At 74.3% G+C, this 22,528-nt stretch carries 17 protein-coding genes; 7 read left to right on the top strand and 10 right to left on the bottom strand.

Features of this window, described 5'->3' with window-relative positions:
- Window positions 1–43 precede the first annotated feature (43 nt).
- From QNO07_RS21865 to QNO07_RS21855, 3 genes are all read right to left on the bottom strand, one after another.
- The gene (locus QNO07_RS21865) at window positions 44–3,508 is read right to left on the bottom strand and encodes a S41 family peptidase (protein ID WP_283993937.1); all 3,465 of its coding nucleotides are present in this window, start codon (window positions 3,506–3,508) and stop codon (window positions 44–46) included.
- A 215-nt stretch (window positions 3,509–3,723) separates the two neighbouring features.
- Window positions 3,724–4,143, bottom strand: coding sequence for an SsgA family sporulation/cell division regulator (locus QNO07_RS21860; RefSeq protein WP_283993936.1), 420 nt, complete (start codon window positions 4,141–4,143; stop codon window positions 3,724–3,726).
- Window positions 4,144–4,349: 206 nt separating this feature from the next.
- On the bottom strand, window positions 4,350–4,760 hold the full coding sequence (locus QNO07_RS21855; protein ID WP_283993935.1) for an SsgA family sporulation/cell division regulator: 411 nt from the start codon (window positions 4,758–4,760) through the stop codon (window positions 4,350–4,352).
- 329 nt (window positions 4,761–5,089) lie between these two features.
- On the opposite strand from QNO07_RS21855, the gene QNO07_RS21850 reads away from it, so the two are divergent.
- The 4 genes from QNO07_RS21850 to QNO07_RS21835 all read left to right on the top strand — a co-directional run bounded on the left by QNO07_RS21850 (window position 5,090) and on the right by QNO07_RS21835 (window position 9,153).
- Window positions 5,090–6,199, top strand: a complete 1,110-nt coding sequence (locus QNO07_RS21850) for an energy-coupling factor ABC transporter permease (RefSeq protein ID WP_283993934.1) — start codon at window positions 5,090–5,092, stop codon at window positions 6,197–6,199.
- A 1-nt stretch (window position 6,200) separates the two neighbouring features.
- Window positions 6,201–6,962: a cobalt ECF transporter T component CbiQ gene (gene cbiQ, locus QNO07_RS21845; RefSeq protein ID WP_283993933.1), complete on the top strand. Its 762-nt coding sequence runs from the start codon at window positions 6,201–6,203 to the stop codon at window positions 6,960–6,962.
- Window positions 6,950–7,807 (top strand): energy-coupling factor ABC transporter ATP-binding protein, encoded by an 858-nt coding sequence (locus QNO07_RS21840; RefSeq protein WP_502961904.1) that lies wholly within the window; start codon window positions 6,950–6,952, stop codon window positions 7,805–7,807. The genes cbiQ and QNO07_RS21840 overlap by 13 nt, the downstream gene beginning before the upstream one ends.
- A 149-nt stretch (window positions 7,808–7,956) precedes the next feature.
- Entirely contained in the window at window positions 7,957–9,153 is a 1,197-nt protein-coding gene (locus QNO07_RS21835; RefSeq protein WP_283993932.1) for a serine hydrolase domain-containing protein, read from the top strand.
- A 39-nt stretch (window positions 9,154–9,192) separates the two neighbouring features.
- On the opposite strand, the gene QNO07_RS21830 is transcribed toward QNO07_RS21835, so the two are convergent.
- The 7 genes from QNO07_RS21830 to rsmI all read right to left on the bottom strand — a co-directional run bounded on the left by QNO07_RS21830 (window position 9,193) and on the right by rsmI (window position 16,354).
- On the bottom strand, window positions 9,193–10,047 hold the full coding sequence (locus tag QNO07_RS21830; RefSeq protein WP_283993931.1) for an arylamine N-acetyltransferase family protein: 855 nt from the start codon (window positions 10,045–10,047) through the stop codon (window positions 9,193–9,195).
- A gap of 84 nt (window positions 10,048–10,131) precedes the next feature.
- Entirely contained in the window at window positions 10,132–11,025 is an 894-nt protein-coding gene (locus tag QNO07_RS21825) for a 4-(cytidine 5'-diphospho)-2-C-methyl-D-erythritol kinase (protein ID WP_283993930.1), read from the bottom strand.
- Window positions 11,022–12,035, bottom strand: coding sequence for a 16S rRNA (adenine(1518)-N(6)/adenine(1519)-N(6))-dimethyltransferase RsmA (gene rsmA, locus QNO07_RS21820; RefSeq protein WP_283993929.1), 1,014 nt, complete (start codon window positions 12,033–12,035; stop codon window positions 11,022–11,024). The genes QNO07_RS21825 and rsmA overlap by 4 nt, the downstream gene beginning before the upstream one ends.
- Complete coding sequence (locus QNO07_RS21815; RefSeq protein ID WP_349636863.1) at window positions 12,032–13,885, bottom strand: ubiquitin-like domain-containing protein; 1,854 nt, start codon at window positions 13,883–13,885, stop codon at window positions 12,032–12,034. Before QNO07_RS21815 ends, rsmA begins: the two co-directional genes overlap by 4 nt.
- Before the next feature lie 118 nt (window positions 13,886–14,003).
- The gene (locus QNO07_RS21810) at window positions 14,004–14,846 is read right to left on the bottom strand and encodes a TatD family hydrolase (RefSeq protein WP_283993927.1); all 843 of its coding nucleotides are present in this window, start codon (window positions 14,844–14,846) and stop codon (window positions 14,004–14,006) included.
- A 108-nt stretch (window positions 14,847–14,954) separates the two neighbouring features.
- Entirely contained in the window at window positions 14,955–15,266 is a 312-nt protein-coding gene (locus tag QNO07_RS21805) for a hypothetical protein (protein ID WP_283993926.1), read from the bottom strand.
- Between the two features lie 191 nt (window positions 15,267–15,457).
- Window positions 15,458–16,354 (bottom strand): 16S rRNA (cytidine(1402)-2'-O)-methyltransferase, encoded by an 897-nt coding sequence (rsmI, locus tag QNO07_RS21800; RefSeq protein WP_283993924.1) that lies wholly within the window; start codon window positions 16,352–16,354, stop codon window positions 15,458–15,460.
- Window positions 16,355–16,506: 152 nt separating this feature from the next.
- On the opposite strand from rsmI, the gene QNO07_RS21795 reads away from it, so the two are divergent.
- From QNO07_RS21795 to QNO07_RS21785, 3 genes are all read left to right on the top strand, one after another.
- Complete coding sequence (locus QNO07_RS21795) at window positions 16,507–18,207, top strand: dolichyl-phosphate-mannose--protein mannosyltransferase (RefSeq protein WP_283993923.1); 1,701 nt, start codon at window positions 16,507–16,509, stop codon at window positions 18,205–18,207.
- 498 nt (window positions 18,208–18,705) lie between these two features.
- A complete protein-coding gene (locus QNO07_RS21790; protein WP_283993922.1) occupies window positions 18,706–20,484 on the top strand; it encodes a penicillin-binding transpeptidase domain-containing protein in 1,779 nt (592 codons plus the stop codon).
- 183 nt (window positions 20,485–20,667) lie between these two features.
- A complete protein-coding gene (locus QNO07_RS21785; protein ID WP_283993921.1) occupies window positions 20,668–22,488 on the top strand; it encodes an ABC-F family ATP-binding cassette domain-containing protein in 1,821 nt (606 codons plus the stop codon).
- Window positions 22,489–22,528: the final 40 nt, after the last annotated feature.

Below are 22,528 nucleotides of genomic sequence, written 5' to 3'. Positions count from 1 at the left end.
CTTCGCATTCCGGACGACTACTGTCCGTGTCCGCCGCTCGTGTTCACCGCTCGTGTCCGCCGCGGGGCGGCAGGGTGGGGCGGCGGCGGTCGGGGACCGAGCGGTAGTCGGGAGGGGTGTGCGCCGGGTGGCGCTCCAGCAGGTCCAGAGCGGTGCGCACGGCGGTGCTGAGCACCACCAGGCGGCCCTCCGCCCAGTCCACGGGCGTGCGCAGCGTCTCGATGTCGGGGTCCACGCCGTGGTTCTCGACGTCCCAGCCGTACTCCTCGAACCAGGCGGCGTTCATCGGCACGGTGATCACCGTGCCGTCGCCCAGTCGGTGACGGCCCGTCATGCCGACCACGCCGCCCCAGGTCCGGGCGCCGACCACCGGGCCCAGGCCCAGGAGGCGGAACGCGGCGGTGATCATGTCGCCGTCGGAGGAGGTCGCTTCGTCGGCGAGCGCGACGACCGGGCCCCGGGGCGCGTTGCCGGTGTACGACACCGGCTGGGCGTTGCGGGTGAGGTCCCAGCCGAGGATCGTGCGCGTCAGCTTCTCGATCACCAACTCGCTGATGTTGCCGCCCGCGTTGCCCCGCACGTCGACGATGAGCGCCGGCCGGGACACCTCCATGCGCAGGTCCCGGTTGAACTGCGCCCAACCGGAGCCGCCCATGTCGGGGATGTGCAGGTAGCCGCACCTGCCGTCGCTCAACTCCCTTACGGCGCTGCGCCGTCGGGCGACCCAGTCCTGGTAGCGCAGCGGCCGGTCGTCGACCAGCGGCACGATCGCGACGCGCCGCAGCGGCCCGTCGCCGTCCGCCGACCGGAACGTCAGCTCCACGGTGGTGCCGCCGGCCCCGGCCAGCAGCCGGGCCGGTCCGGCCACCGGGTCGACGGGCCGGCCGTCGACGTGGGTGAGCACCGCGCCCTCGCGGATGCCGGAGCCGGCCAGCGGCGACCGGGCCCGCGAGTCGGAGGAGTCGCCCGGAAGGATGCGCGACAGCTGCCACTCGCCGTCGCGGGTGTGGGTGAGGTCGGCGCCGAGCAGCCCGACGGGCCGCTGGTAGTGCGGCGGTCCCTCGTTGCGCCGGGCGGGGGTGACGTAGGCGTGCGAGGTGCCCAGCTCGCCCAGCACCTCCCGCAGCAGGTCGGCGAACTCGTCCGGGGATGCGACCCGTTCGACCAGCGGCCGGTACTGCGCCAGCACCGCGTCCCAGTCGATGCCGCACATCGACGGCTCCCAGAAGTAGGCGCGGATGATGCGTCCGGCCTCCTCGTAGGACTGCCGCCACTCGGAGGCCGGGTCCACCTCGTGCAGGACGCGCCGCAGGTCGATCGCCACCGTGGTGTCGGAGTCGGCGGGCTCACCGGAGGGCACTGCGGTCAGGTCGCCCTCGTCGTTGAGCACCAGCCGGGTCCCGTCGCCGCTGACCTCGAACCACTCGGCGTCGCTGCTGAGTTCGGTGCGGCGGGAGGTCACCAGGTCGAAGTGCTCCAGGGTGGGCCGCCCTGAGGTGTCGGCCGGATTGGCGAAGGTCTCACCGAGCGCGCCGGAGATGGGGTAGCGCAGCCAGATCAGTCCGCCGCCGGCGACCGGGCGCAGTGCGGAGTACTTGGACGCCGTCACCGGGAACGGGGTGACCCGGCTGGCGAGTCCCTCCGCCTCGACCGTCACCGGGCCGTCCTCGCCGCCGCCCTCGTCGAGGGTCTGCGGGTCCAGGCCGCCCGCCGCCGGGCGGCCCTCCGGGGAGAGGGCGAACGGGGACGGGGTCGCCGAGGACAGCGGTACCAGGTAGGGGCGGCAGCCCAGCGGGAAGGACAGGTCGCCGGTGTGCACGTCGTACACCGGGTCGAAGCCGCGCCAGGACAGGAACGCCAGGTAGCGGCCGTCCCGGGTGAAGACGGGCTGCTCGTCCTCGAACCGGCCGCCGGTGACGTCCAGGACGGTACGGTCGGCGAGCCTGGCGATCCGGATCTGGCGCAGTGAGCGGCCGATGCCCGGGTGCGCCCACGCCAGCCAGCCGGAGTCGGGGGAGAACGCCAGGTCGCGCACGGGGCCGTTGTCCGAGCGGACCAGCTCGGCCACCTCCGCCGGCGCGGCGGCCACCTCCGCCGGCGCGACGGCCACCTCCGCCGGCGCGGCGTGCGGGCCGCGGCCACCCGGCTCGCTCGCCGGCGTCCCGGTCTCCGGCGTCCCGGGGTCGGGCGTCCCGGCGGCCTCGACCCCCGCCTCCGGGCCGTCGGCCGGTTCCTCCAGGGCCGCGGCGGTGTCGACCAGCAGCAGACGGCCGTCGTGCGAGGCGACCGCGAGTGTGCCGCCGTCCGGTGACGCCACCAGTTCGTGCACCCGCCCGAGCCGCCCGGCTGCCAGCCGCCGGACCGCCCGGCTGCCGCTGGCCCGCGGGAGCTGGGCGATCTCCAGGGCGTCGTCGCCGTCGGCGTCGGTGACGTAGGCGATCCAGCCGGTCGAGCCGAGCATCTCCGGCATCCGCACCCGCACCCCCGGGGTGTCGCTGATGACGCGGGCCGGGCCGTCCCGGTGCGTAAGCCAGTAGAGGCTGCCGCGTACGCACACCGCACTGGCCCGCCCGGTGGAGTCCACGGCGAGCGAGTCCAGGTGCGCTGCGGCCGGCACCTGGTAGCCGCGCCGCCCGGCGCGCGGACCGCCCAGCCGCACCGCCAGCCGCCGGGCCGGGGCGCCCGGACCCAGGTCGTCGACCAGCCACAGCTCGCCGGCGCACTGGTAGACGACGCGGTGGCCGTCGGTGGCGGCGCTGCGGGCGTAGAAGTCGGCGTGGTCGGTGTGCCGCCGCAGGTCCGAGCCGTCGGGCAGGCAGGAGTACAGGTTGCCGACGCCCTCGTGGTCGGAGAGGAAGGCGATCCGCAGCCGGCCGCCGGAGCGGACCGGCATCGGGCACTCCAGGTGGCCGTCCAGGTCGGCCAGCAGTCGGCGGCCGTGCAGCCACAGTCGTCCGGTGGCGCCGCCGCGGTAGCGCTTCCACGCGGCGGGTTCGTGCGGCGGCCGTCCGGTCAGCAGCAGCGTTCGGCGGTCGCCTCCGTCGTCCGCGACGGCGATGTCCGCGCACGGCCCCCAGGGCAGGCGCCCGCCGGGGCAGCCGTCGGTGGGCAGCCGGTAGGCCCAGGAGAAGTAGGAGAAGGGCTGGCCGTGGGAGGCCACGGCCAGGATGTCGCTGCGGCCGTCCCGTTCGGGCGGGGTCCAGCCGCAGACCCGGGTGTCGGGCGCGCCCCAGTGTGTGAGTCGGCGTGCAGGGCCGCCCTCGGTGGGGACCAGGTGGATCTCCGGGTCGAGGCTGCGCCAGGAGGTGTAGGCGATCCGTCGTCCGTCCGGCGAGAACCGGGGGTGCCCCAGGCGGGTGCGGTCGGAGGTGAGCCGCCAGGCTCGACCGGGTGCGGCGCCCTCCTCGGCGAGCGGGGCCACCCAGAGGTCGTCCTCGGCGGTGAAGCAGAGCAGGTCGTCGTGCAGGTGCGGGAACCGGAGGTATGCGCCGTCGCTCACGTCTCCCATGGTTCGGGTGGCTGCGACGGCGGGCAAGTCGTGCCGGTGCCGTTCACCCGCGGGTGTTCGCCGCCCGGTGCGGTCACGGGGCGCGGCGGAGTCCGGGGAGTCCGGGAAGTCCGGGGCGTACGGTTCCGGTCGGCGCGGGGTGCGCGCCGGGTGTGCGTCGGTGGATCTGCGCGCGGGGTCAGCCCCTGGCGGGGTCAGCCCTTGCCAGGGTGGCGTCAGCCCTGGAGCGGCCGGCGAAGCAGCTCGGTCAGGTCCTGGTCCAGGCCCAGGTTGTGGTGCTCCTGCCCTTGGGGCACCAGGGCGTAGGAACGCCACAGGAAGCGGCGCAGCTCCAGTGTGCCGAACTCGATGAGCGCCATGCCCTCGGGCGCGTGCAGCTCCACGGCGGTCCGGTCGGGGCCGCAGGGCCGGACGTGGACGTCGCCGATACCGGCCGGGGCGTGCAGCCCGACTTCCAGCAGTTCCCGTCCGAAGATCCACACCGTGTCCGGGGCCTCCAGCTCCGGCGGCGCGGGGAAGACCGCGCGGACGGCGAGCGGGTCGTGCCGGTCGTAGCAGAGCAGGGCGGGGATGCGCCGGGTGGCGGGCGGGGTGACCAACCGGGCCTGAAGGGGGAACTCCAGCAGCGGTGACATGGGTGGCTCCTCGGATCGGTGGCCGCTCCCGGCGGGCCGGGCAGGCCTTGTGTCTCTCTGTGCTTCGCCATCCCTACGACCCCGCGGATGCACGTTTCGTCGCCCGATCCGGTGCCGAAGTTTTGTGACCTGTATCACGTTGCTCTGCCTGCAAGCGGGCGATGCCGGGCAAATGAACAGGTGCCTCGCGGCTCGCTGCGGCCGCCTCAGACCCCCCGCAGCAGCAGCGCCAGACTCTGCTCGACGTCCAGCCGCCGGTGCTCGTCCGCCTCGGAGACAAGCCGGTAGCTCTCCGCGAGGAACGTCCGCACCTCCCGGCTGGGTATCTCCACCAGCGCCAGGCCCTCCGTCGCCTGCAACTCCAGCATCGTGCGGTCCGGACCGTGCGGCCACAGCCGCACGTCGCCGTGCCCCACCGGCCCGCGCTGCGCCTCGTCCAGCAGGGAGCGGGCGAAGGTCCACGCCACCTCCACGCCGTCGAGGGCGACCTCGGCGGGGAAGACGACCTGGACGGCAAGCGGATCGCGGCTGTCGTAGTGCAGGGTCGCGAAGATCGGGAAAGCGGCGGGGCGGGCCACCACGCGGGCCTGGACGGTCAGATCGATCGCTGTGGACATCGTCATGCTCCTCTTCGGGCGGACGCCCGGTCGCCTCCTAAGACCGTGAATCGGGGGCGGCGGTCACCACCGACCCGAAGTGAGCTGGCCCACACCGGGTCGGGCGCCCTGCGATCCGACTGCCGTCCGAGTGCCCGGTTCTCCCCACCTCACGCGCCCGGCCGACCTCCGGCCCGCCGGGACCGTCCGCCCACCCGGTCGGAAGCCCGGCCGCGCCCACACTCCTGTCCCCGTCCGGTGGTAGCCACTCACTCGCTCTTGCGAAGAGTTCGCAGGTGACGGGTATCATCGATCGATTGTCCGACCGCAGGTGGAGAGGCAGAGCAGCCATGCATGTGCCCGACGGCTTTTTCAACGCACCCGTCTCCGTGGCGACCGGCGTGGTCGCCGCCGCGGCCGTCGCGGTCTCGCTGCGCGGCGCCCGCCGCGAGTTGGACGAGAGGGTCACACCGCTCGCCGGCCTGGTCGCCGCCTTCGTCTTCGCCGTGCAGATGCTCAACTTCCCCGTGGGCGCGGGCACCAGCGGGCACCTGATGGGAGGCGCGCTCGCCGCGATACTCGTCGGCCCCTACACCGCTGTGCTCTGCCTGACGGTGGTGCTGCTGATGCAGGCGCTGCTGTTCGCCGACGGCGGGCTGACCGCCCTGGGCACCAACGTCACCCTGCTCGGCGTGGTCGCCGTGGCCGTCGCCTACCCGCTGTTCCGCCTGCTGGCCAGGTCCCTGCCGCGCGGCAGGCGTTCGCTGACCGCGTCCTCCTTCGTCGCCGCCCTGGTCTCCGTGCCGGTCGCCGCCATGGTCTTCACCGTGCTGTTCGCGCTCGGCGGCACCGCCGACGTCTCGCTGGGCAAGGTCTTCGCGGCGATGGTCGGCGTGCACACCGCCATCGGCCTCGGCGAGGCCGCCATCACCGCCCTCACCGTCGGCGCGGTGCTCGCCGTCCGCCCCGACCTCGTGTACGGCGCCCGCGACCTGGTCGCCGCACCGCTGGTGCTGCGCACCGCACCCGGCACACCCGCCGCCACCACACCCGCCGCCCCCGCGGCCACCGGCCCCACGGCCGCCACCGACCCCGCCTCGGCCACCGACCCCGCCACGGCTCCCGCCGCCGGGCGGCGGTCGGTTCGGCCGCTGTGGCTGGCCGGCCTGGCCGCCACCCTGGTCTGCGCCGGCGTGGTGAGCTACTACGCCTCGTCCGAACTCGACGGCCTGGAACGCGTCTCCACCGACCAGGGCTTCATCGACCTCGCCGAGGACCACGCCCTGGAGGGCTCGCCGCTCGCCGACTACGGCGTGCGCGAGGTGGAGGACGAACGGATCTCCGTCGGCCTGGCCGGGGTGATCGGTGTCGGCGCGACGCTGGCCGTCGGGACCGGTGTCTTCCTCGTGGTGCGGCGCCGCGAGGCCCGCGAGGCGGCCACCGCCGACGAGAAGGTCTGACATGGGGGCCGGCCACGCCCACAAGCTCTACCGCCACGGGCACACCCCGGTGCACCGGCTGCCGGCCCACTGCAAGCTCGTGGGCGTCTTCTGCTTCGTGCTGGTCGTGGTCAGCACCCCGCGTGAGGCGATGTGGGCGTTCGGCCTCTACGCCCTGCTGCTCGCCGCCGTCGCAGGCGCCGCCCGGGTGCCGCCGGGCTTCCTGCTCGCGCGCATGCTGATCGAGGTGCCGTTCGTGGCCTTCGCCGTGCTGCTGCCGTTCGTCGCCGAAGGACCGCGGGTGGAGTGGCTCGGCCTGTCGCTCAGCGAATCCGGGCTGTGGGGCGCGTGGAACGTGCTCGCCAAGGGCACACTCGGCGTCGGCGCCTCCGTGCTGCTCGCCGCCACCACCGACATCCGCGCCCTGCTTCTCGGCCTCCAGCGGCTGCGACTGCCCGCGCAACTGGTGGAGATCGCCTCCTTCATGATCCGCTACGGCGACGTCGTCGCCGACGAGCTGCGCCGGATGCGCATCGCCCGTCTCTCCCGGGGCTTCCAGTCCCGCGGCCCCCGGCACTGGGGGGTGCTGGCGAAGACGGCGGGCGCGCTGTTCATCCGCTCCTACGAACGCGGCGAACGGGTGCACCTGGCCATGGTGAGCCGCGGCTACTCCGGCTCGATGCCCGTCACCGACACGGTCGCCGCGACCCGTCGCCAGTGGACGTCGGCCGCCGCCCTGCCGCTCGCGGCGCTCGCCGTCTGTCTGATGGGATGGCTCCTGTGACCGCTTCCCCGCACCGCCCGCCGTCCACCGGCCCCGGCGCCGGACCTGGCCCCGACACCCGGTCCGGTCCTGCGGAACCACCCGCGCCGGAGACGCCGCCCTCGCTGGACGTGACCGGCCTCGCCTACGCCTACCCCGACGGCCACCAGGCGCTGTTCGGCGTCGACCTGACCGTGCCGCGCGGGCAGCGCGTGGCGCTGCTGGGCCCCAACGGCGCCGGCAAGACCACTCTGGTACTGCACCTCAACGGCATCCTCACCGCCGGCGCAGGCCGGGTGGCGGTGGCCGGGCTGCCAGTGGAACGCGCCCACCTCGCGGAGATCCGCCGACGGGTCGGCATCGTCTTCCAGGACCCCGACGACCAGCTGTTCATGCCGACCGTCCGCGAGGACGTCGCCTTCGGCCCGGCCGCCGCCGGGCTGCGCGGCGCCGAACTCGACGCCCGCGTCACCGAGGCGCTGGAACAGGTGGGCATGGCCGGCCATGCCGACCGGCCGCCGCACCACCTCTCGTTCGGGCAGCGCCGCCGGGTCGCGGTGGCGACCGTGCTGGCCATGCGGCCGGAGATCCTCGTCCTGGACGAGCCGTCGTCCAACCTCGACCCCGCCTCGCGGCGCGAACTGGCCGACATCCTCCGCGCGCTCGACCTCACCGTGCTGATGGTCACCCACGACCTGCCCTACGCGCTGGAGCTGTGCCCCCGGGCGGTGGTGCTCAGCGACGGCGTCGTCGTCGCCGACGGGCCGACCGGCTCGCTGCTCGCCGACACCGAACTCCTGCGCGCCCACCGGCTGGAGCTGCCGTTCGGCTTCGACCCGTCGGCGGTGCCGCCGCCCGCGCCCTGACGCCGCGTGCCGGGCGCGGCGCGGGGGACCCGGCCCGGTGCCGGTCCGGGGCACGTAGCACCATGGACGGCGACCCAGCGCGCAGAGACACATCCCCGAGCGGGCCGCCACCGCGGCACCCACGGGACGGCAGGTAGGAGCGGCAGCAAGTGGTGAACGTCCAGGGCACGGTGGCGGACGGTTTCGAACCGGTCCGGGACGCGTTCCGGCACAACCTCGCCGCGCGCGGCGACCGCGGCGCGGCGGTGACCGTCTACCGCGACGGCCGCCCGGTCGTCGACCTGTGGGGTGGCCTCGCCGACGCCGAGGCCCCCGGCGACCACACCGCGCCGACGCACGACGCCGCCTGGCGGCGGGACACCGCGCAGGTCATGCGGTCCGCCACCAAGGGCCCCTCGGCGGCCGTGCTGCACCTGCTGCACCAGCGCGGCACGCTGGACCCGGACGCCCCGGTCGGCACCTACTGGCCCGAGTTCAAGGCGAACGGCAAGGAACGGGTCCTCGTGCGCCACCTGCTCTCGCACCGGGCCGGGCTGCCGGTGCTGGACACGCCCCTGACCCCGGCGCAGGCACTGGACGGCGTCAGCGGCCCCGAAGCCGTCGCCGCCCAGGCCCCCGAGTGGGAGCCGGGCACCGCCCACGGCTACCACCCGCACACCTGGAGCTGGCTGCTGGGCGAACTGGTGTTGCGGGTGACGGGCGAGCCGCTGGGCCGCTGGTTCGCCGAGGAGATCGCCGAACCGCTCGGCCTGGACCTGTGGATCGGCCTGCCCGCCGCGCAGGAGCACCGCGTGGGCCGCGTAGCCGAGGTCGCCGCTCCGGCGGCACCGCCCGCGCAGGGACTGCGGGTGCGCGCCAAGCCGCACGTCGCCGACGCCTACCGCGACCCCGCGTCGCTCACCCGCCGGGCCTTCGGTGCGATCGAGCCGCTGCCCGACGAGAACGCCGCCGCGTACCGGGCGGCCTGCCTGGCGGCCTCCGCCGGGGTGGCCACCGCCCGTTCCCTGGCCCGCTTCTACGCGGCGCTCATCGGCCACGTCGACGGGCGGCGCCTGTACACCGCGGCGACCCTCACCGCGGCCCGCACCGAGGAGTCCGCAGGGCCCGACCGGGTGCTCGTCGTCCCCACCCGCTTCGGGTCCGGCTACATGCTGCACGGGCCCGCCTCACCGATGCTCTCCCCAGCCTCCTTCGGCCACCCCGGACGCGGCGGCTCACTCGGCTTCGCCGACGCCGACGCCGGCATCGCCTTCGGCTACGTCACCGGGTCGCTGCAGAAGTCCGTCACCTCCGACCCCCGTGCGCAGGCCCTGGTCCGGGCGGTCCGCACCTGCCTGACGGACTGAGGCCCGCGCCGCAGAGGACCGCCGCCGGCACGTCGGCCCCTACGCCCGGTCCGCCTCCAGCCGGTGGACGAGTGCGGCCCGGTCGGCGGTGTCCAGTTCGATGCCGAAGGTGTGCTCCAGCACCTTCGGCACCTCGGCGGGCTCCACCTCCCGGACCTCCGTCCGCCCGTCGGGCCGCAGGGCGGTCACCCGCTGCCCGTCCAGCGCGTACTGCACGCCCGGCTCGACGCGCTGGACCCGCAGTCCGGTGACGAACGGCGAGCGCGGCGTCGTCGAGACCCAGTGGTTGCCGACCGCGTAGTCCACCGGGTACTGCGGCAGCAGGGGAAAGGCGTGCGCGTCGTGCGCCTCACCGCCGACCAGCGTGCGCCACACCCACACCTCGACCGGGTCGGTGGACTCCCGCACCAGCCGGAAGCGCCAGCCGCCCTCGGACACCTCGGCGCCGTCGGTGAACTCGGCCGGTTCCAGGGCGTTGCGACCGAAGCCGACGTCGCACAGCCACTCCCGCCCGGTCGCGGGCGTCTCCCGCGTCGACACCCGCAGCACCGCGTGCGTGGTCGGCAGCAACCTCCCCTCCTGGCCCATCCGTACCCGGGCGGCCAGTCCGGTCACGCCGAACCCCAGCCGCTCCAGTGCGGCGGCGAACAGCGTGGAGTGCTCGAAGCAGTAGCCGCCCCGCCGCTGCCGCACCAACTTCGCCTGCAGGCTCGGCAGGTCCAGCAGCACCGGACGGCCCAGGATGATCTCCAGGTTCTCGAACGGGATCGACAGCACGTGTCGGCGCTGGAGTTCGCGCAGGGTGCGCTCGGTGGGCGCGCGCTCGCCGATGAAGCCGATCCGGGCGAGATAGGCGTCGAGGTCGAAGTCCGGTGTGTCCCAGGTGGATGCCATGCCCCGACGGTAGAACCTCAAGTGGACTTGACGTCAAGGCGCGCGAGGGCGGCTCCCGCGAGACCCCCGCCGCTCGGCCGGTCCTCAGCCCACCAGGGTCGCGCCCGGGACGGGGCTGGTGGTGGTGCGGGCGGTGCGGCAGGTGCCGGACTCGCGCAGCGCGGTGGCGACCTTCTCGGCGGTACCGGCGTCGGGGGTGAGGAACGCGCAGGTGGGCCCTGAGCCGGAGACGATGCCGGTGAGGGCCCCCGCTGCGGTGCCCGCCTCCAGGGTGGCGGCGAGCGACGGCCGCAGCGACAGGGCGGCGGGCTGGAGGTCGTTGGCGAGCGACGCGGCCAGGGCGGCGGCGTCACCGTCTCGCAGCGCGGCCAGCAGCGCGGGGGAGGGCTCGGGTTCCGGCACGCCGCTGGGGTTGAGCCGGTCGAACTCCCGGTAGACGGCCGGGGTGGAGAGCCCGCCGTCGGCCGCCGCGAACACCCAGTGGAAGGTGCCGGACACCTCCAGCGGGGTCAGCAACTCGCCCCGGCCGCGCCCCAGCGCGGCGCCGCCGACCAGGGAGAACGGCACGTCGGAACCCAACTCGGCGCACATCGCGAGCAGTTCGTCCTGCGGCGTGGCGGTGCCCCACAGCGCGTCGCAGGCCAGCAGTGCGCCGGCGGCGTCGGCACTACCGCCGGCCATGCCGCCCGCGACCGGGATGTCCTTGACGATGTGCAGGTGGACGTCCGGGGCGAGTCCGTGCCGCGCGGCCAGCAACTCGGCCGCGCGGGCGGCCAGGTTGGAGCGGTCGAGGGGGACGCGGTGCGCGTCCGGGCCCTCGCAGGTGAGGCGCAGCCGGTCGGCGGCGGTCGCGGTCACCTCGTCGTGCAGGCCGACGGCGAGGAAGACGTTGGCGAGATCGTGGAACCCGTCGGGGCGGGCGCCGCCCACTGCGAGCTGGACGTTGACCTTGGCGGGTACCGAGGCGGTGACGCTCACCGTGCTGACTCCTCCGGGGCGTCGGACGCCGGGACCTCCGGCGTGGAGCTGTCCGGCGCGGGGCTGTCAGCCTTGGGGCTCTGCGGCGTGTGACCGTCCGGCACATGGTTCGCCGGCATGTCGCTCTCCGGCGTGTGGCGGTGCTCGGCGACGGCGGCGAAGTCCTCGACGGTCAGCATCTCGCCGCGGGCCTGCGGGGAGACGCCGGCGGCGACCAGCGCGCGTTCCGCGGCGGCGGGCGAGCCGGCCCAGCCCGACAGGGCGGCCCGCAGCGTCTTGCGGCGCTGGGCGAACGCGGCGTCGACCGCGGCGAACACCTCGGCCCGGGTCGCAGTGGTGCGCGGCGGCTCACGCCGGACCAGGGACACCAGACCGGAGTCCACGTTCGGCGCGGGCCAGAACACGGTCCGCCCGATCGACCCCGACCGCTTCACGTCGGCGTACCAGGCGGCCTTCACGGACGGCACCCCGTACACCTTCGACCCGGGCGGCGCAGCCAGCCGGTCGGCGACCTCCGCCTGGACCATCACCAGCACCCGTTCCAGGGTGGGGAAGGTGGCGAGCATGTGCAGCAGCACGGGCACGGCCACGTTGTACGGCAGGTTGGCGACCAGCGCGGTGGGCGGCGGCCCCGGCAGGTCCACGACGCGCATGGCGTCGGCGTGGACCAGCGCGAAGCGGTCCGCCCGGTCCGGCAGCCGGGCCGCCACCGTGGCGGGCAGCGCGCCGGCCAGCACGTCGTCGATCTCCACGGCGACCACCCGCGACGCGCTCTCCAGCAGTGCCAGGGTGAGTGAGCCGAGGCCCGGCCCGACCTCTACGACCACGTCGTCGGGCCGCACGTCCGCGGTACGGACGATGCGGCGCACGGTGTTGGCGTCGATGACGAAGTTCTGGCCGCGCTGCTTGGTCGGGCGTACGCCCAGGGCGGCGGCCAGCTCACGGATGTCGGCGGGACCGAGCAGCGGGCCGCCCGGTTCGTCGGGCGCGGGATCGGGGGCGGTGCTCACTGGTGCAGTTTACGGCCGCACACCGGCCACGGACTCGCCCCCCGCTGCACGTACAGCTTCTTCGCCCGGAACGTCTGCTCGGTGGGCGTCGCGTCCTGCGGCCGTCCGCTGCCGCCGACGCCCTGCCACGTACCCACGTCGAACTGGTAGAGGCCGCCGTAGGTCCCGGACGCGTCCACCGCGCCGGGTCGACCGCCCGACTCGCACGCCGCCAGCGCGCCCCAGTTCAGGTGGTCCGCGCCGCGCACCGAACTGGGCGGCGCCTTCGCGCCCACCTTGACGATCTGCGTCTGCGGCTGCCGCACGACCTCGGTGTCGACCCGCCGGGGCCGCTGCCGGACGCCGTCCACGGACCGCACCTCGTAGCGGATGCGGCGGATGCCCTCCCGTCCGGGCTGCACGACCACCTCGGTGCCCTGCAGCAGTTCCGGGTCGCGGCGCCGCTCCGTCAGGTAGGGGATGCTCTCGTCACGGACCCGCTCGCTCGCGGTGACGCGCTGCACGGTGATGGTCTGCCCGTCGCGGGGGAAGTCGTCCAGCGGCGCGGAGGCGGTGTCCTCGCCGCGCAGCCGCACCCCGGCATCCGCCAGCGCCTCACGCACGGTCGCCGCGTTGGTGCGCAAGCGGTGGGCGCGGCCGTCGGCCAGGACGGTGACGCCGCGTTCGGTGCGCACGTCCAGGGCCAGCCCCTCCAGCCCGATGCGGCGGCTCCGCGACACCGACAGATGGGCGCCCTCGGCCCGCACCCCGAGCTGCCGCAGCGCGCCGTCGACGGTGCTTGCCGTGGTCCACACCCGCTGGTGGCGGCCGTCGAGCGTCAGCGCCACCGGCCGTCCGAAGCGGACGGCGACCCGGTCGCCGTCCGCCAGGCGCTCCTGCGGGGCGGGCGCGACGATGTCGTGCCGGTCGACCTCCACGCCCTCCTCGGCCAGCAGGTCGGCGACGCTGGCGGCGAAGGTGCGCAGTTCGGTGGGCCGCCCGTCGACGGTGAGTTCCACGACCTTGTCGTGGGCCACGAACGCGGAGGTGCCGCCGGCCAGGACCGCCACCACCAGGGCCTGGGGCAGCAGCCTGCGCAGCAGGTCGGGGCGTTCGGTCCCGCGCCGCGCGGCCCGCCGCGCCGCCGCCCGCCCGCCCGGGGCGGTGGTGCCGTCGGCGGCGGCACGGGGCGCGGCGGGTTCGCCGCCCGGGTCGTGCGGGCCGCCGGGAGCGGGCACGGTGGGGCTGAGTGCGGTCGGGCTGAGCGCGTTGGGGATGAGTGCGGTCGGCTCGGAGTCGCTGGTGCCGACGCCGGTGCTGTCCGGGTGCTCCGGCGGGGACCACGGCTCCGGTGCCGGACCGAACCCCCACTCGGCCGCCGGCCCGAACTCCCCGACGGCCGCCGGCCCGAAGCCGGGCACGGGTCCTGCGAAAGCAGCCGCCGGCCCGAAGCCGTCCGCTGGGCCTGCGAACGCGGGTGCGGGGTCGTAGCCGTAGCCGTAGGGCGGTCCGAAGCCGGGGGCCGGTCCGCATGGCGGCGGCGGTCCGAACTCGGCGGGCAGACCGAAGTCCGCGGGTGGTCCGAAGCCGGGCGGCGGCCCGTAGCCCACCGGCGGCCCGTGATCGCCGGGCGGGCCGTAACCGGCGGGCGGGCCGTGGCCCCAGGGCGGCGGGTCGGCCTCCCACGCCGGGGCCGGACCGAAGCCCTCCCCCGCGGCGGGCGGCTGCGGGCCGGGCAGTTGCGGACCGGACGTCTGCGGACCGGACGTCTGCGGACCGGGCGGCTCCGGGTGGCGCGGCGGTGGTGTCGTCGCGGTCCGGGCACGGCGACCGCCGCGCCCGGCGCGATGACTTCCCTGCGATTGGCTCACGACGCACTCCCAAGCGGTCCGACCGGTGCGGGGCGGGACCCTAGCGGAGTGGGCGTCACTCTCCCAAGTGGATCAGGTACTCAGGGTGACGGTGGTGCGGTGTGCTGACGCGCTGGGTTCAGTAGCCGAAAGCCCTGGCGGTGTTGGCCGCGACGTGCCCGGCCAGCACGTCCGCGTCCAGGCCGAGCACCTCGGCCATGGCCCGCAGCGTCACCGGAACGAGATACGGCGCGTTGGGCCGTCCGCGGTACGGGACGGGGGTGAGGAAGGGGGCGTCCGTCTCGACCAGGACCTGCTCCGGCGGGGTCACCGCGAGCGCGTCCCGCAACTGCTGGGCGTTCTTGAAGGTGACGTTGCCGGCGAACGACAGGAAGTAGCCGCGCTCCGCGCACTCCTTCGCCATCGCGGCGTCCCCCGAGAAGCAGTGGAAGACGGTCCGCTCCGGAGCGCCCTCCTCCCGCAGGATGCGCAGCACGTCCGCATGGGCGTCCCGGTCGTGGATGACCAGCGCCTTGTCCGTCTCCTTGGCCAGCGCGATGTGCCGGCGGAACGAGTCCTGCTGCACGGCCACACCCTCGGGACCGGTCCTGAAGTAGTCCAGGCCGGTCTCGCCGACGGCCCGCACCTGCGGCAGCGCGGCCAGTTCGGCGATCTTCGCCAGTGCGTCCTCCAGCGCCTGCGGCCCCTCCTCCAACGCCAGCCTCGGCGCCTCGTTCGGGTGCAGCGCAACCGCCGCCCACACCTGCGGGTGGGCCGCGGCGACCTCCGCGGCCCACTCGGCGCGCTCCGCGGAGCAGCCGATCTGGACGACCGTGGTCACCCCGACGGCGGCTGCCTTCGCCAGCGCCTCCTCGACGGTGGAGTCCTGCATGTCGAGGTGGGTGTGGGAGTCGGCGACCGCGACACCGAGCGGTTCGGGGAGCGGTGGGGCGGGCTGGGCCGCACGGTCGTTGCTGGGCATGCCGCGATCCTAAGGGCGGCCTGCACCTGGACGTTCCCCGCCCACCGTCCCCCTGCCCGCCGCGTACCGCCCACCGCTCGCTGTCCGCCGCGTACCGTCCGCCGTCGGTCAGCGGGGAGGCGTCGTCGACCGCGGTGATCCCGGTGGGGCCGGCGTCGAACCCGTCGCCTCGACCTGGCCGGTACCGACGATGCGCACCTTGTGCTCGTCGCAGTTGAGGCAGGTCAGCCGGACCAGCGGTGAAGGCACCCGCTGACCCTCGGCGAAGTAGAGGAAGAACGGGCGGTCGGCGGCGTCCACATGGTGCTCGATCTCGTACGCCTGCTCCCAGGCGTGCCCGCAACTCAGGCACGCGAACGCGTAGGCCTCGCGGATCGTGCGCGGAAAACGGCGCCTCTCGGGGCCCCGGGATTCCGTCATGGCGGCTCCTCTCCACACCGGTGCACGCCGCGGCGGCCGGGGAAGCAGCCGGCCCGTCCTCCGCCGGGGGACGCGGCGCCGGCGGCGAAGCCGGACGCGCCCGATCGAACGGGAGGACCCGGCCCACCTGCGGAAACACGCGGGGAGGTGCCGACCGGGCCGCCGAGAGCTCTTATCTGAAGGGTAGAGCCTTACCCACCGGTACGCGCGGGCCCGGAGGCGGCTCGCCCCGGTGCCGCTCGCCCGGAGTCCCGCTTCACCGCGACCACCGCGTCGAACACCTCGCGCTTGGGCCGCCGGACCTCCTTGGCCACCGCGGCGATGGCCTCCTTGCGGGACTCGCCCGCCTCCTCCCGCGTGGCGACCAGCCGGGCCAGCCCGGCGTCGTCCCACTCCTGCGGGCCGGGCTCCGGCGCGCCCTCCACCACCACGGTGATCTCGCCGCGCACGCCCTGCGACGCCCAGTCGGCCAGCTCGGCCAGGGGGCCGCGCCGGACCTCCTCGTAGGTCTTCGTCAGTTCCCGGCAGACCGCCGCCGGGCGCTCCGCGCCGAACACCTCCGCCATCGCCGACAGCGTCGCCGCAAGCCGGTGCGGCGCCTCGAAGAAGACGAGGGTGCGCCGCTCGGCGGCCGACTCGGCGAGCCGCGAGAGGCGCTCGCCCGCCTTGCGCGGCAGGAAGCCCTCGAAGCAGAAGCGGTCGACCGGCAGGCCGGACAGCGCCAGCGCGGTCAGCACCGCCGACGGCCCCGGTACGGCCGTCACCGCGATGCCGCGCTCCACGGCGGCGGCCACCAGCCGGTAACCCGGGTCGGACACCGACGGCATGCCGGCGTCCGTGACCAGCAGCACGCGTGCGCCCCCGGCCAGCGCGTCCGCCAGCTCCGGTGTGCGGGCGGCCTCGTTGCCCTCGAAGTAGGACACGACCCGGCCGCCCGGCTGCACCTCCAGCGCCTGCGTGAGGCGGCGCAGCCGCCGCGTGTCCTCGGCGGCGACGATGTCCGCGGCGGCCAGCTCCCGGGCGAGCCGCGGCGGTGCGTCGGCGAGGTCGCCGATCGGTGTCCCTGCGAGTACCAGCGTTCCCGTCACCCGGCCATCCTCCCACCCCGTCCGCTCCTTCCGTCCGCCCCGGCCCGCCCGTCCGCGCCCCGCCCGCCTCCGGCTCCGTCCGGGTGCCGGTCCGCCGCGCGCCGGGCCCGGCAGGCGCGCTGTCGGGGCGAGGCGGGGGGCCGTTCCCTACGATGTCCCGCGTGAGCAGTGACACCGTGCCGTCGGCGCACCCCACCCAGCAGGGGCACCACCCCGAGGTCCAGCAGCCCGCATGGCAGGGGAGACTGCGCCGCTACGGCTGGACGGCGCGCCCGCGCACCACCGTCCGAGACCGGCTCACCGTGCCCTGGCCGGCCCGGGGCCGCGGCCCGTGGTCCGCGCTGGGCATCGAGCCGCGCTGGACGAGTTGGGGCGGTCCGCTGCTCGTCGCGCTCTTCGCCGGGCTGCTGCGCTTCTGGCGCCTCGGCACACCGCACGACGTGATATTCGACGAGACCTACTACGCCAAGGACGCCTGGTCGCTGCTCCAGCAGGGCTACGAGGGCACCTGGCCCGAGGGTGCCAACGAGGCCATCCTCAAGGGCACCGGCTCCCCGCCGCTCAGCGAGGCCGCGTCGTACGTGGTCCACCCGCCCGTCGGCAAGTGGGTCATCGCCCTCGGTGAGCACTTCTTCGGCATGACGCCCTTCGGCTGGCGCTTCATGGTGGCCGTGCTCGGCACGCTGTCGGTGCTGATGCTGTGCCGCATCGGCCGCCGCATGTTCCGCTCCACCGCGCTGGGCTGCCTCGCCGGCGGACTGATGGCCGTCGACGGCCTGCACTTCGTGATGAGCCGCACCGCCCTGCTCGACCTGGTGCTCATGTTCTTCGTGCTGGCCGCCTTCGGCTGCCTGCTCGTCGACCGCGACCGGACCAGGGCGCGCCTGGCGCAGGCCCTGCCCGAGGACCGCCCCGACGCGCAGGTCGGCGGGCGGCTGCCGCTGGGCCTGCGCCCGTGGCGGCTGGCAGCGGGGCTATGCCTCGGCCTGGCCGTCGGCACCAAGTGGAACGGCCTGTACGTGCTCGCGGCGTTCGGCATCATGACCGTGCTGTGGGACGCCGCAGCCCGCCGCACCGCCGGCGCCCGCCGCCCACTGCGGGCGATGCTGCGCCGCGACGCCGTGCCGGCCTTCGTCTCCCTCGTCCCCGTCGCGCTCGCCGCCTACGTCGCGTCGTGGGCCGGCTGGTTCGCCACCCGCGGCGGCTACTTCAGGGACTGGGCCGAGACCGACGGCGCGGGCGGCTCCTGGACGTGGATTCCCGGGCCGCTGCGCAGCCTGTGGCACTACGAGTCGGAGGTCTACCGCTTCCACGTCGAGCTGACCTCGCACCACCCGTACCAGTCGAACCCGTGGAGCTGGCTGGTGAACGCCCGGCCCGTCTCCTACCACTACAAGTCGTGGGAACTGGGTGAGAAGGGCTGCATGGAGCAGAGCGGCTGCGCCCGCGAGGTCCTGGCCCTCGGCACGCCGCTGCTGTGGTGGGTGGCCTGCGCCGCCGTCGTCTACGCCCTCTACCGGTGGGCGATGCGCCGCGACTGGCGGGCCGGAGCCCTGCTGTGCGGCCTCGCCGCCGGCTACCTGCCGTGGTTCCTCTACCAGGAGCGGACCATCTTCTACTTCTACGCCGTGGTCTTCGTGCCGTTCCTCTGCCTCGCGGTCGCCATGATGCTCGGCGCCCTGGCCGGCCCGCCCGGCTGCACCGAACGCCGCCGCACCATCGGCCTGGTGGCGGGCGGCGTGCTGGTGCTGCTCATCGTGTGGAACTTCATCTACTTCTGGCCGGTCTACACCGCCGAGGAGCTGTCCATGGACCAGTGGCGGGCCCGCATGTGGTTCGACAGCTGGATCTAGCTGACTGGGAGTCAGCTCCTGTGCCGCTCCGTGCTCTGCGAGGGCTGTCACCGGTCTACGCGCACCCGCCGTACTGGGGCGACGGACGTGGGGCTGTGAGTGCACCAGGGGGATTCCGGCGGTAACGCTGGACCTCATGACGTTGGCGGAAAGCCAGGCAGAGAACTAGGCGGCCAGACCGTTCGTTCGCTTTCCGTGGTCTCCACCGGCCGAGGAGCAGCCGGGGCGCCGGACGGACCGAAGAGCCCGCACGGTCTCAGAACCCGCACGGTCTCAGAAACAGGTGTCAGTTCCGGCCAGTTCCGGTCAATCGTGTGCGGGGCGGAACCGATCGCGGCGCCGGGGACGTGCTGACGGGTGGTTCGCAGGCCGAACTCGCAGGCGGGATCGCAGCGCCCGGAATCCAGGGACCGCCCGCCGTCGGTGTCGGCGCGGTGCTCTAGGGTGCTCGGACAGGTACCCGGCGCTGCCGGGGCGGGGTGGAGAGTCGGGAAGACTATGCGCGACGGTCAGAAGTTGGCGGTGATCGGTGTCGTCTGCGCCGCAGCGGTGGGAGCTGCCGGCGTGGGGGCCTACGCCCTCGTCGGGGGAGACGGTGACGACGGGGGGAACAACTCCGTCACCGGGACGAGCGCCGACGGCAAGCCGAAGTCCGTCGAGACGGGCCCGCCGTCGGCCGAGGAAGTGCAGTCCACGTCCGAGCAGTTCCTGACCGCCTGGCAGTCCGGTGACGCCGCTGCGGCGGCCGACCTGACCAGCGACCCGAAGGCCGCCGCGAAGGCGCTGAAGAGCTTCGCCAAGGACGGCGGCGCCACCGAGGTCGCCCTCACCGCCGGAACCCCCGTCGCACCCTCGGACAAGACCGCCGACGACGCGAGTGAGGCGTCCGAGGACGCCGCCTCCGAGGACGCCCCCGACGACGCAGCCGCGGAGGTGCCGTTCGACGCGGTGGTGCAGCTGGCCCACGAGGGCGCCACCTCGGAGTGGACGTACGAGTCCGCGCTGACCGTGGTCCGCGACTCCGCCAGCGGTAAGGCCGTCGTCGACTGGCAGCCGTCCGTGCTGCACCCCGAACTCAAGGACGGCGAGCGCATCGTCACCGACGCCGCCGGGGATCCCGAGGTGTCGCTCGTCGACCGCAACGGCGTGGAGCTGACCAAGGAGGAGTTCCCCGAGCTGGCCGCCGTCCTGGACGACGTGCGCAAGCGCTACGCCGACAAGTCCGACGGCAAGCCCGGCGTCGAGACCCGCATCGTCAGCGGCAAGGCCGGTGCGAAGAAGGACGCCGACGGCAAGGCAGCCGGGAACGCCGAGAACGCTGATGACACAGCCGGCCGCGTCACGCTGCACAAGGTGTCCGAGGGCACGCCCGGCAAGGTCGCGACCACGATCGACGCCGCCCTGCAGAAGGCAGCGATGAAGGCCCTCGACGGCCGCGCCAAGGGGTCCGCGGTCGCCGTGAAGCCCAGCACGGGCGAGATCCTCGCCATCGCCAACACCCCCGCTGACAGCTTCAACGCGGCGCTGCGCGGTTCGCTGGCCCCGGGGTCGACGATGAAGGTCGTCACGTCCTCGATGCTGCTGGAGAAGGGCCTCGCCAAGAGCGGCGCCCCGCACCCCTGCCCCAAGTACTTCACGCACGGCGGCTGGAAGTTCCAGAACCTCGACAAGTTCGAGATCAAGAACGGCACCTTCGCGCAGAGCTTCGCCGCGTCCTGCAACACCGCGTTCATCAGCCAGGCGCCGAAGCTCAAGGACGACGACCTCACCAAGCACTCCCGGGACGTCTTCGGCCTCGGCCTGGACTGGCAGGTCGGCACCGGCACCTTCGACGGTGCCGTGCCCGTGCAGTCCGACGCGCAGATGGCCGCCTCCCTGCTCGGCCAGGGCGCGGTCCGGATGAACCCGCTGACGATGGCCTCGGTGGCGGCCACCGTGAAGGACGGCACGTTCAAGCAGCCCTACCTCGTCTCTCCTCAGCTGGACAACCGCGCTCTGGCGAAGGCGCCGCGCAACCTGTCCCCGGCCGTCGCCGCCGAACTGCGCGCGCTGATGAAGACGACGGCCACCAGCGGCACCGCCGCCGAGTCGATGGCCTCGGTCGGTGGCGACAAGGGCGGCAAGACCGGTTCCGCCGAGGTGGACGGCCAGAAGAAGCCCAACGCCTGGTTCATCGGCTACCGCGACGACATCGCCGCTGCCGCCGTCATCCCCAACTCCGGCCACGGCGGCAAGAACGCCGGCCCGGTGGTGGCCCGCATCCTCAACGCCGGCTGACGGCCCCTTCGGACGCGGCGCCCGCGCACCGCGCGCCCCCCGGGTGACGGGCCCCGGGGCGCGGTCCGGGCCGCACCGGGCACACCGTCCGCAGGGGGCGGCGGCCGGGGCGACTAGGCTGGACCGCTGACCAGTCAGCCCGCACCGCACCAGTGCACCAGTCCTCCACAGAGCCGGAGCCCCATGGCCGTCAACCTCGTCAACCTGGAAGCCGTCAGCAAGGCGTACGCCCTGCGATCGCTGCTCGACGGCGTCTCCCTCGGAGTGAACGAGGGCGACCGGATCGGCGTCGTCGGCCGCAACGGCGACGGCAAGACCACGCTGATCCGCATCCTGGCCCGACTGGAGGACGCCGACACCGGCCGTGTCACCCACCAGGGCGGCCTGCGCCTCGGGGTGCTCACCCAGCACGACTCGCTCGACCCGGCCGCGACCGTGCGGCAGGAGGTGGTCGGGGACCTCGCCGACCACCAGTGGGCCGGCGACTCCCGCGTCCGCGACGTGCTCACCGGCCTCTTCGGCAGCCTCGACCTGCCGGGCTTCGAGCAGGGCATGGACACCGTCATCGGCCCGCTCTCCGGCGGTGAGCGCCGCCGGATCGCGCTGGCCAAGCTGCTCATCGCCGAGCAGGACCTGATCGTGCTCGACGAGCCCACCAACCACCTCGACGTGGAGGGCATCGCCTGGCTCGCGGGCCACCTGCGGGAGCGCCGCTCGGCGCTGGTGTGCGTGACGCACGACCGGTGGTTCCTGGACCAGGTGTGCACGCTGATGTGGGACGTGCAGCGCGGCACGGTGCACGAGTACGAGGGCGGCTACAGCGACTACGTCTTCGCCCGCGCCGAACGGGAGCGCATCGCCGCGACCGAGGAGACCAAGCGGCAGAACCTGATGCGCAAGGAACTGGCGTGGCTGCGGCGCGGCGCTCCGGCCCGCACCAGCAAGCCCCGGTTCCGCATCGAGGCCGCCAACGAGCTGATCGCCGGCGAACCTCCGGTCCGCGACTCCGCCGAGCTGATGCGGTTCGCCAACTCGCGGCTGGGCAAGACGGTCTTCGAGCTGGAGGACGTCACCGTGCAGGCCGGACCGAAGGTGCTGCTCAAGCACCTGACGTGGCAGCTCGGCCCGGGTGACCGCGTCGGCCTGGTCGGGGTGAACGGCGCGGGCAAGACGTCGCTGCTGCGGGCCCTGGCGGACGCCGCCCGCAGCGAGGGCGAGGACCAGCCCGCGGCCGGACGCGTCAAGGTCGGCCGCACGGTGAAGCTGGCGTACCTCTCGCAGGAGGTCGCCGAGCTGAGCCCCACGGTGCGGGTCCTGGAGGCCGTGGAGCAGGTGCGGGGCCGCGTGGACCTCGGCAAGGGCCGTGAGATGTCCGCCTCGCAGCTGTGCGAGCGGTTCGGCTTCGTGAAGGACAAGCAGTGGACGCCGGTCGGCGACCTGTCCGGCGGCGAACGCAGGCGGCTGCAGATCCTGCGGCTGCTGATGGACGAGCCGAACGTGCTGTTCCTCGACGAGCCGACGAACGACCTCGACATCGAGACGCTGACCCAGCTGGAGGACCTGCTGGACGGCTGGCCGGGGTCGATGGTCGTCATCAGCCACGACCGGTTCTTCCTGGAGCGCACCACCGACCGGGTGTTCGCGCTGCTCGGTGACGGCACGCTGCGCATGCTGCCGCGAGGCGTGGACGAGTACCTGGAGCGCCGAGAGGCGGTCCGGCGACAGGCGGCCGGCTCCGCCGCGTCGGCACCCGCGTCCGCGTCCGCGTCGGCGGTGTCGGCCCCGGCGAAGCCGGCGGCGGTCTCACGGGCGGCGCAGAAGGAGCTGCAGCGACTGGAGCGGCAGCTGGACCGCAACGCGGAGCAGCAGGCGAAGCTGCACGCGGAGATGGCGGAGCACGCCACGGACTTCGAGCGGGTGGCGGGCCTCGACGTGCGTCTGCGGGAGCTGGCCGAGCAGCAGGCGGAGCTGGAGATGCGCTGGCTGGAGCTGGCCGACGACTGACCTCCCACCGGAGGCAGGCCGGAGACCAGGCACCATCCGT

The organism is Streptomyces sp. 549, from assembly GCF_030124175.1.
GTDB lineage: Bacteria > Actinomycetota > Actinomycetes > Streptomycetales > Streptomycetaceae > Streptomyces.
Note: the sequence above shows the minus strand (reverse complement) of the source record. Positions and strands in the feature narration are given on the sequence as shown.

What these genes read in the sequence shown, in the direction of transcription:
- QNO07_RS21865 (WP_283993937.1), bottom strand. Translation starts at nt 3,508, where the DNA reads ATGGGAGACGTGAGCGACGGCGCATACCTCCGGTTCCCGCACCTGCAC.
- QNO07_RS21860 (WP_283993936.1), bottom strand. Translation starts at nt 4,143, where the DNA reads ATGTCACCGCTGCTGGAGTTCCCCCTTCAGGCCCGGTTGGTCACCCCG.
- QNO07_RS21855 (WP_283993935.1), bottom strand. Translation starts at nt 4,760, where the DNA reads ATGTCCACAGCGATCGATCTGACCGTCCAGGCCCGCGTGGTGGCCCGC.
- QNO07_RS21850 (WP_283993934.1), top strand. Translation starts at nt 5,090, where the DNA reads ATGCATGTGCCCGACGGCTTTTTCAACGCACCCGTCTCCGTGGCGACC.
- cbiQ (WP_283993933.1), top strand. Translation starts at nt 6,201, where the DNA reads ATGGGGGCCGGCCACGCCCACAAGCTCTACCGCCACGGGCACACCCCG.
- QNO07_RS21840 (WP_502961904.1), top strand. Translation starts at nt 6,950, where the DNA reads ATGGCTCCTGTGACCGCTTCCCCGCACCGCCCGCCGTCCACCGGCCCC.
- QNO07_RS21830 (WP_283993931.1), bottom strand. Translation starts at nt 10,047, where the DNA reads ATGGCATCCACCTGGGACACACCGGACTTCGACCTCGACGCCTATCTC.
- QNO07_RS21810 (WP_283993927.1), bottom strand. Translation starts at nt 14,846, where the DNA reads ATGCCCAGCAACGACCGTGCGGCCCAGCCCGCCCCACCGCTCCCCGAA.
- QNO07_RS21805 (WP_283993926.1), bottom strand. Translation starts at nt 15,266, where the DNA reads ATGACGGAATCCCGGGGCCCCGAGAGGCGCCGTTTTCCGCGCACGATC.
- QNO07_RS21795 (WP_283993923.1), top strand. Translation starts at nt 16,507, where the DNA reads ATGTCCCGCGTGAGCAGTGACACCGTGCCGTCGGCGCACCCCACCCAG.
- QNO07_RS21790 (WP_283993922.1), top strand. Translation starts at nt 18,706, where the DNA reads ATGCGCGACGGTCAGAAGTTGGCGGTGATCGGTGTCGTCTGCGCCGCA.
- QNO07_RS21785 (WP_283993921.1), top strand. Translation starts at nt 20,668, where the DNA reads ATGGCCGTCAACCTCGTCAACCTGGAAGCCGTCAGCAAGGCGTACGCC.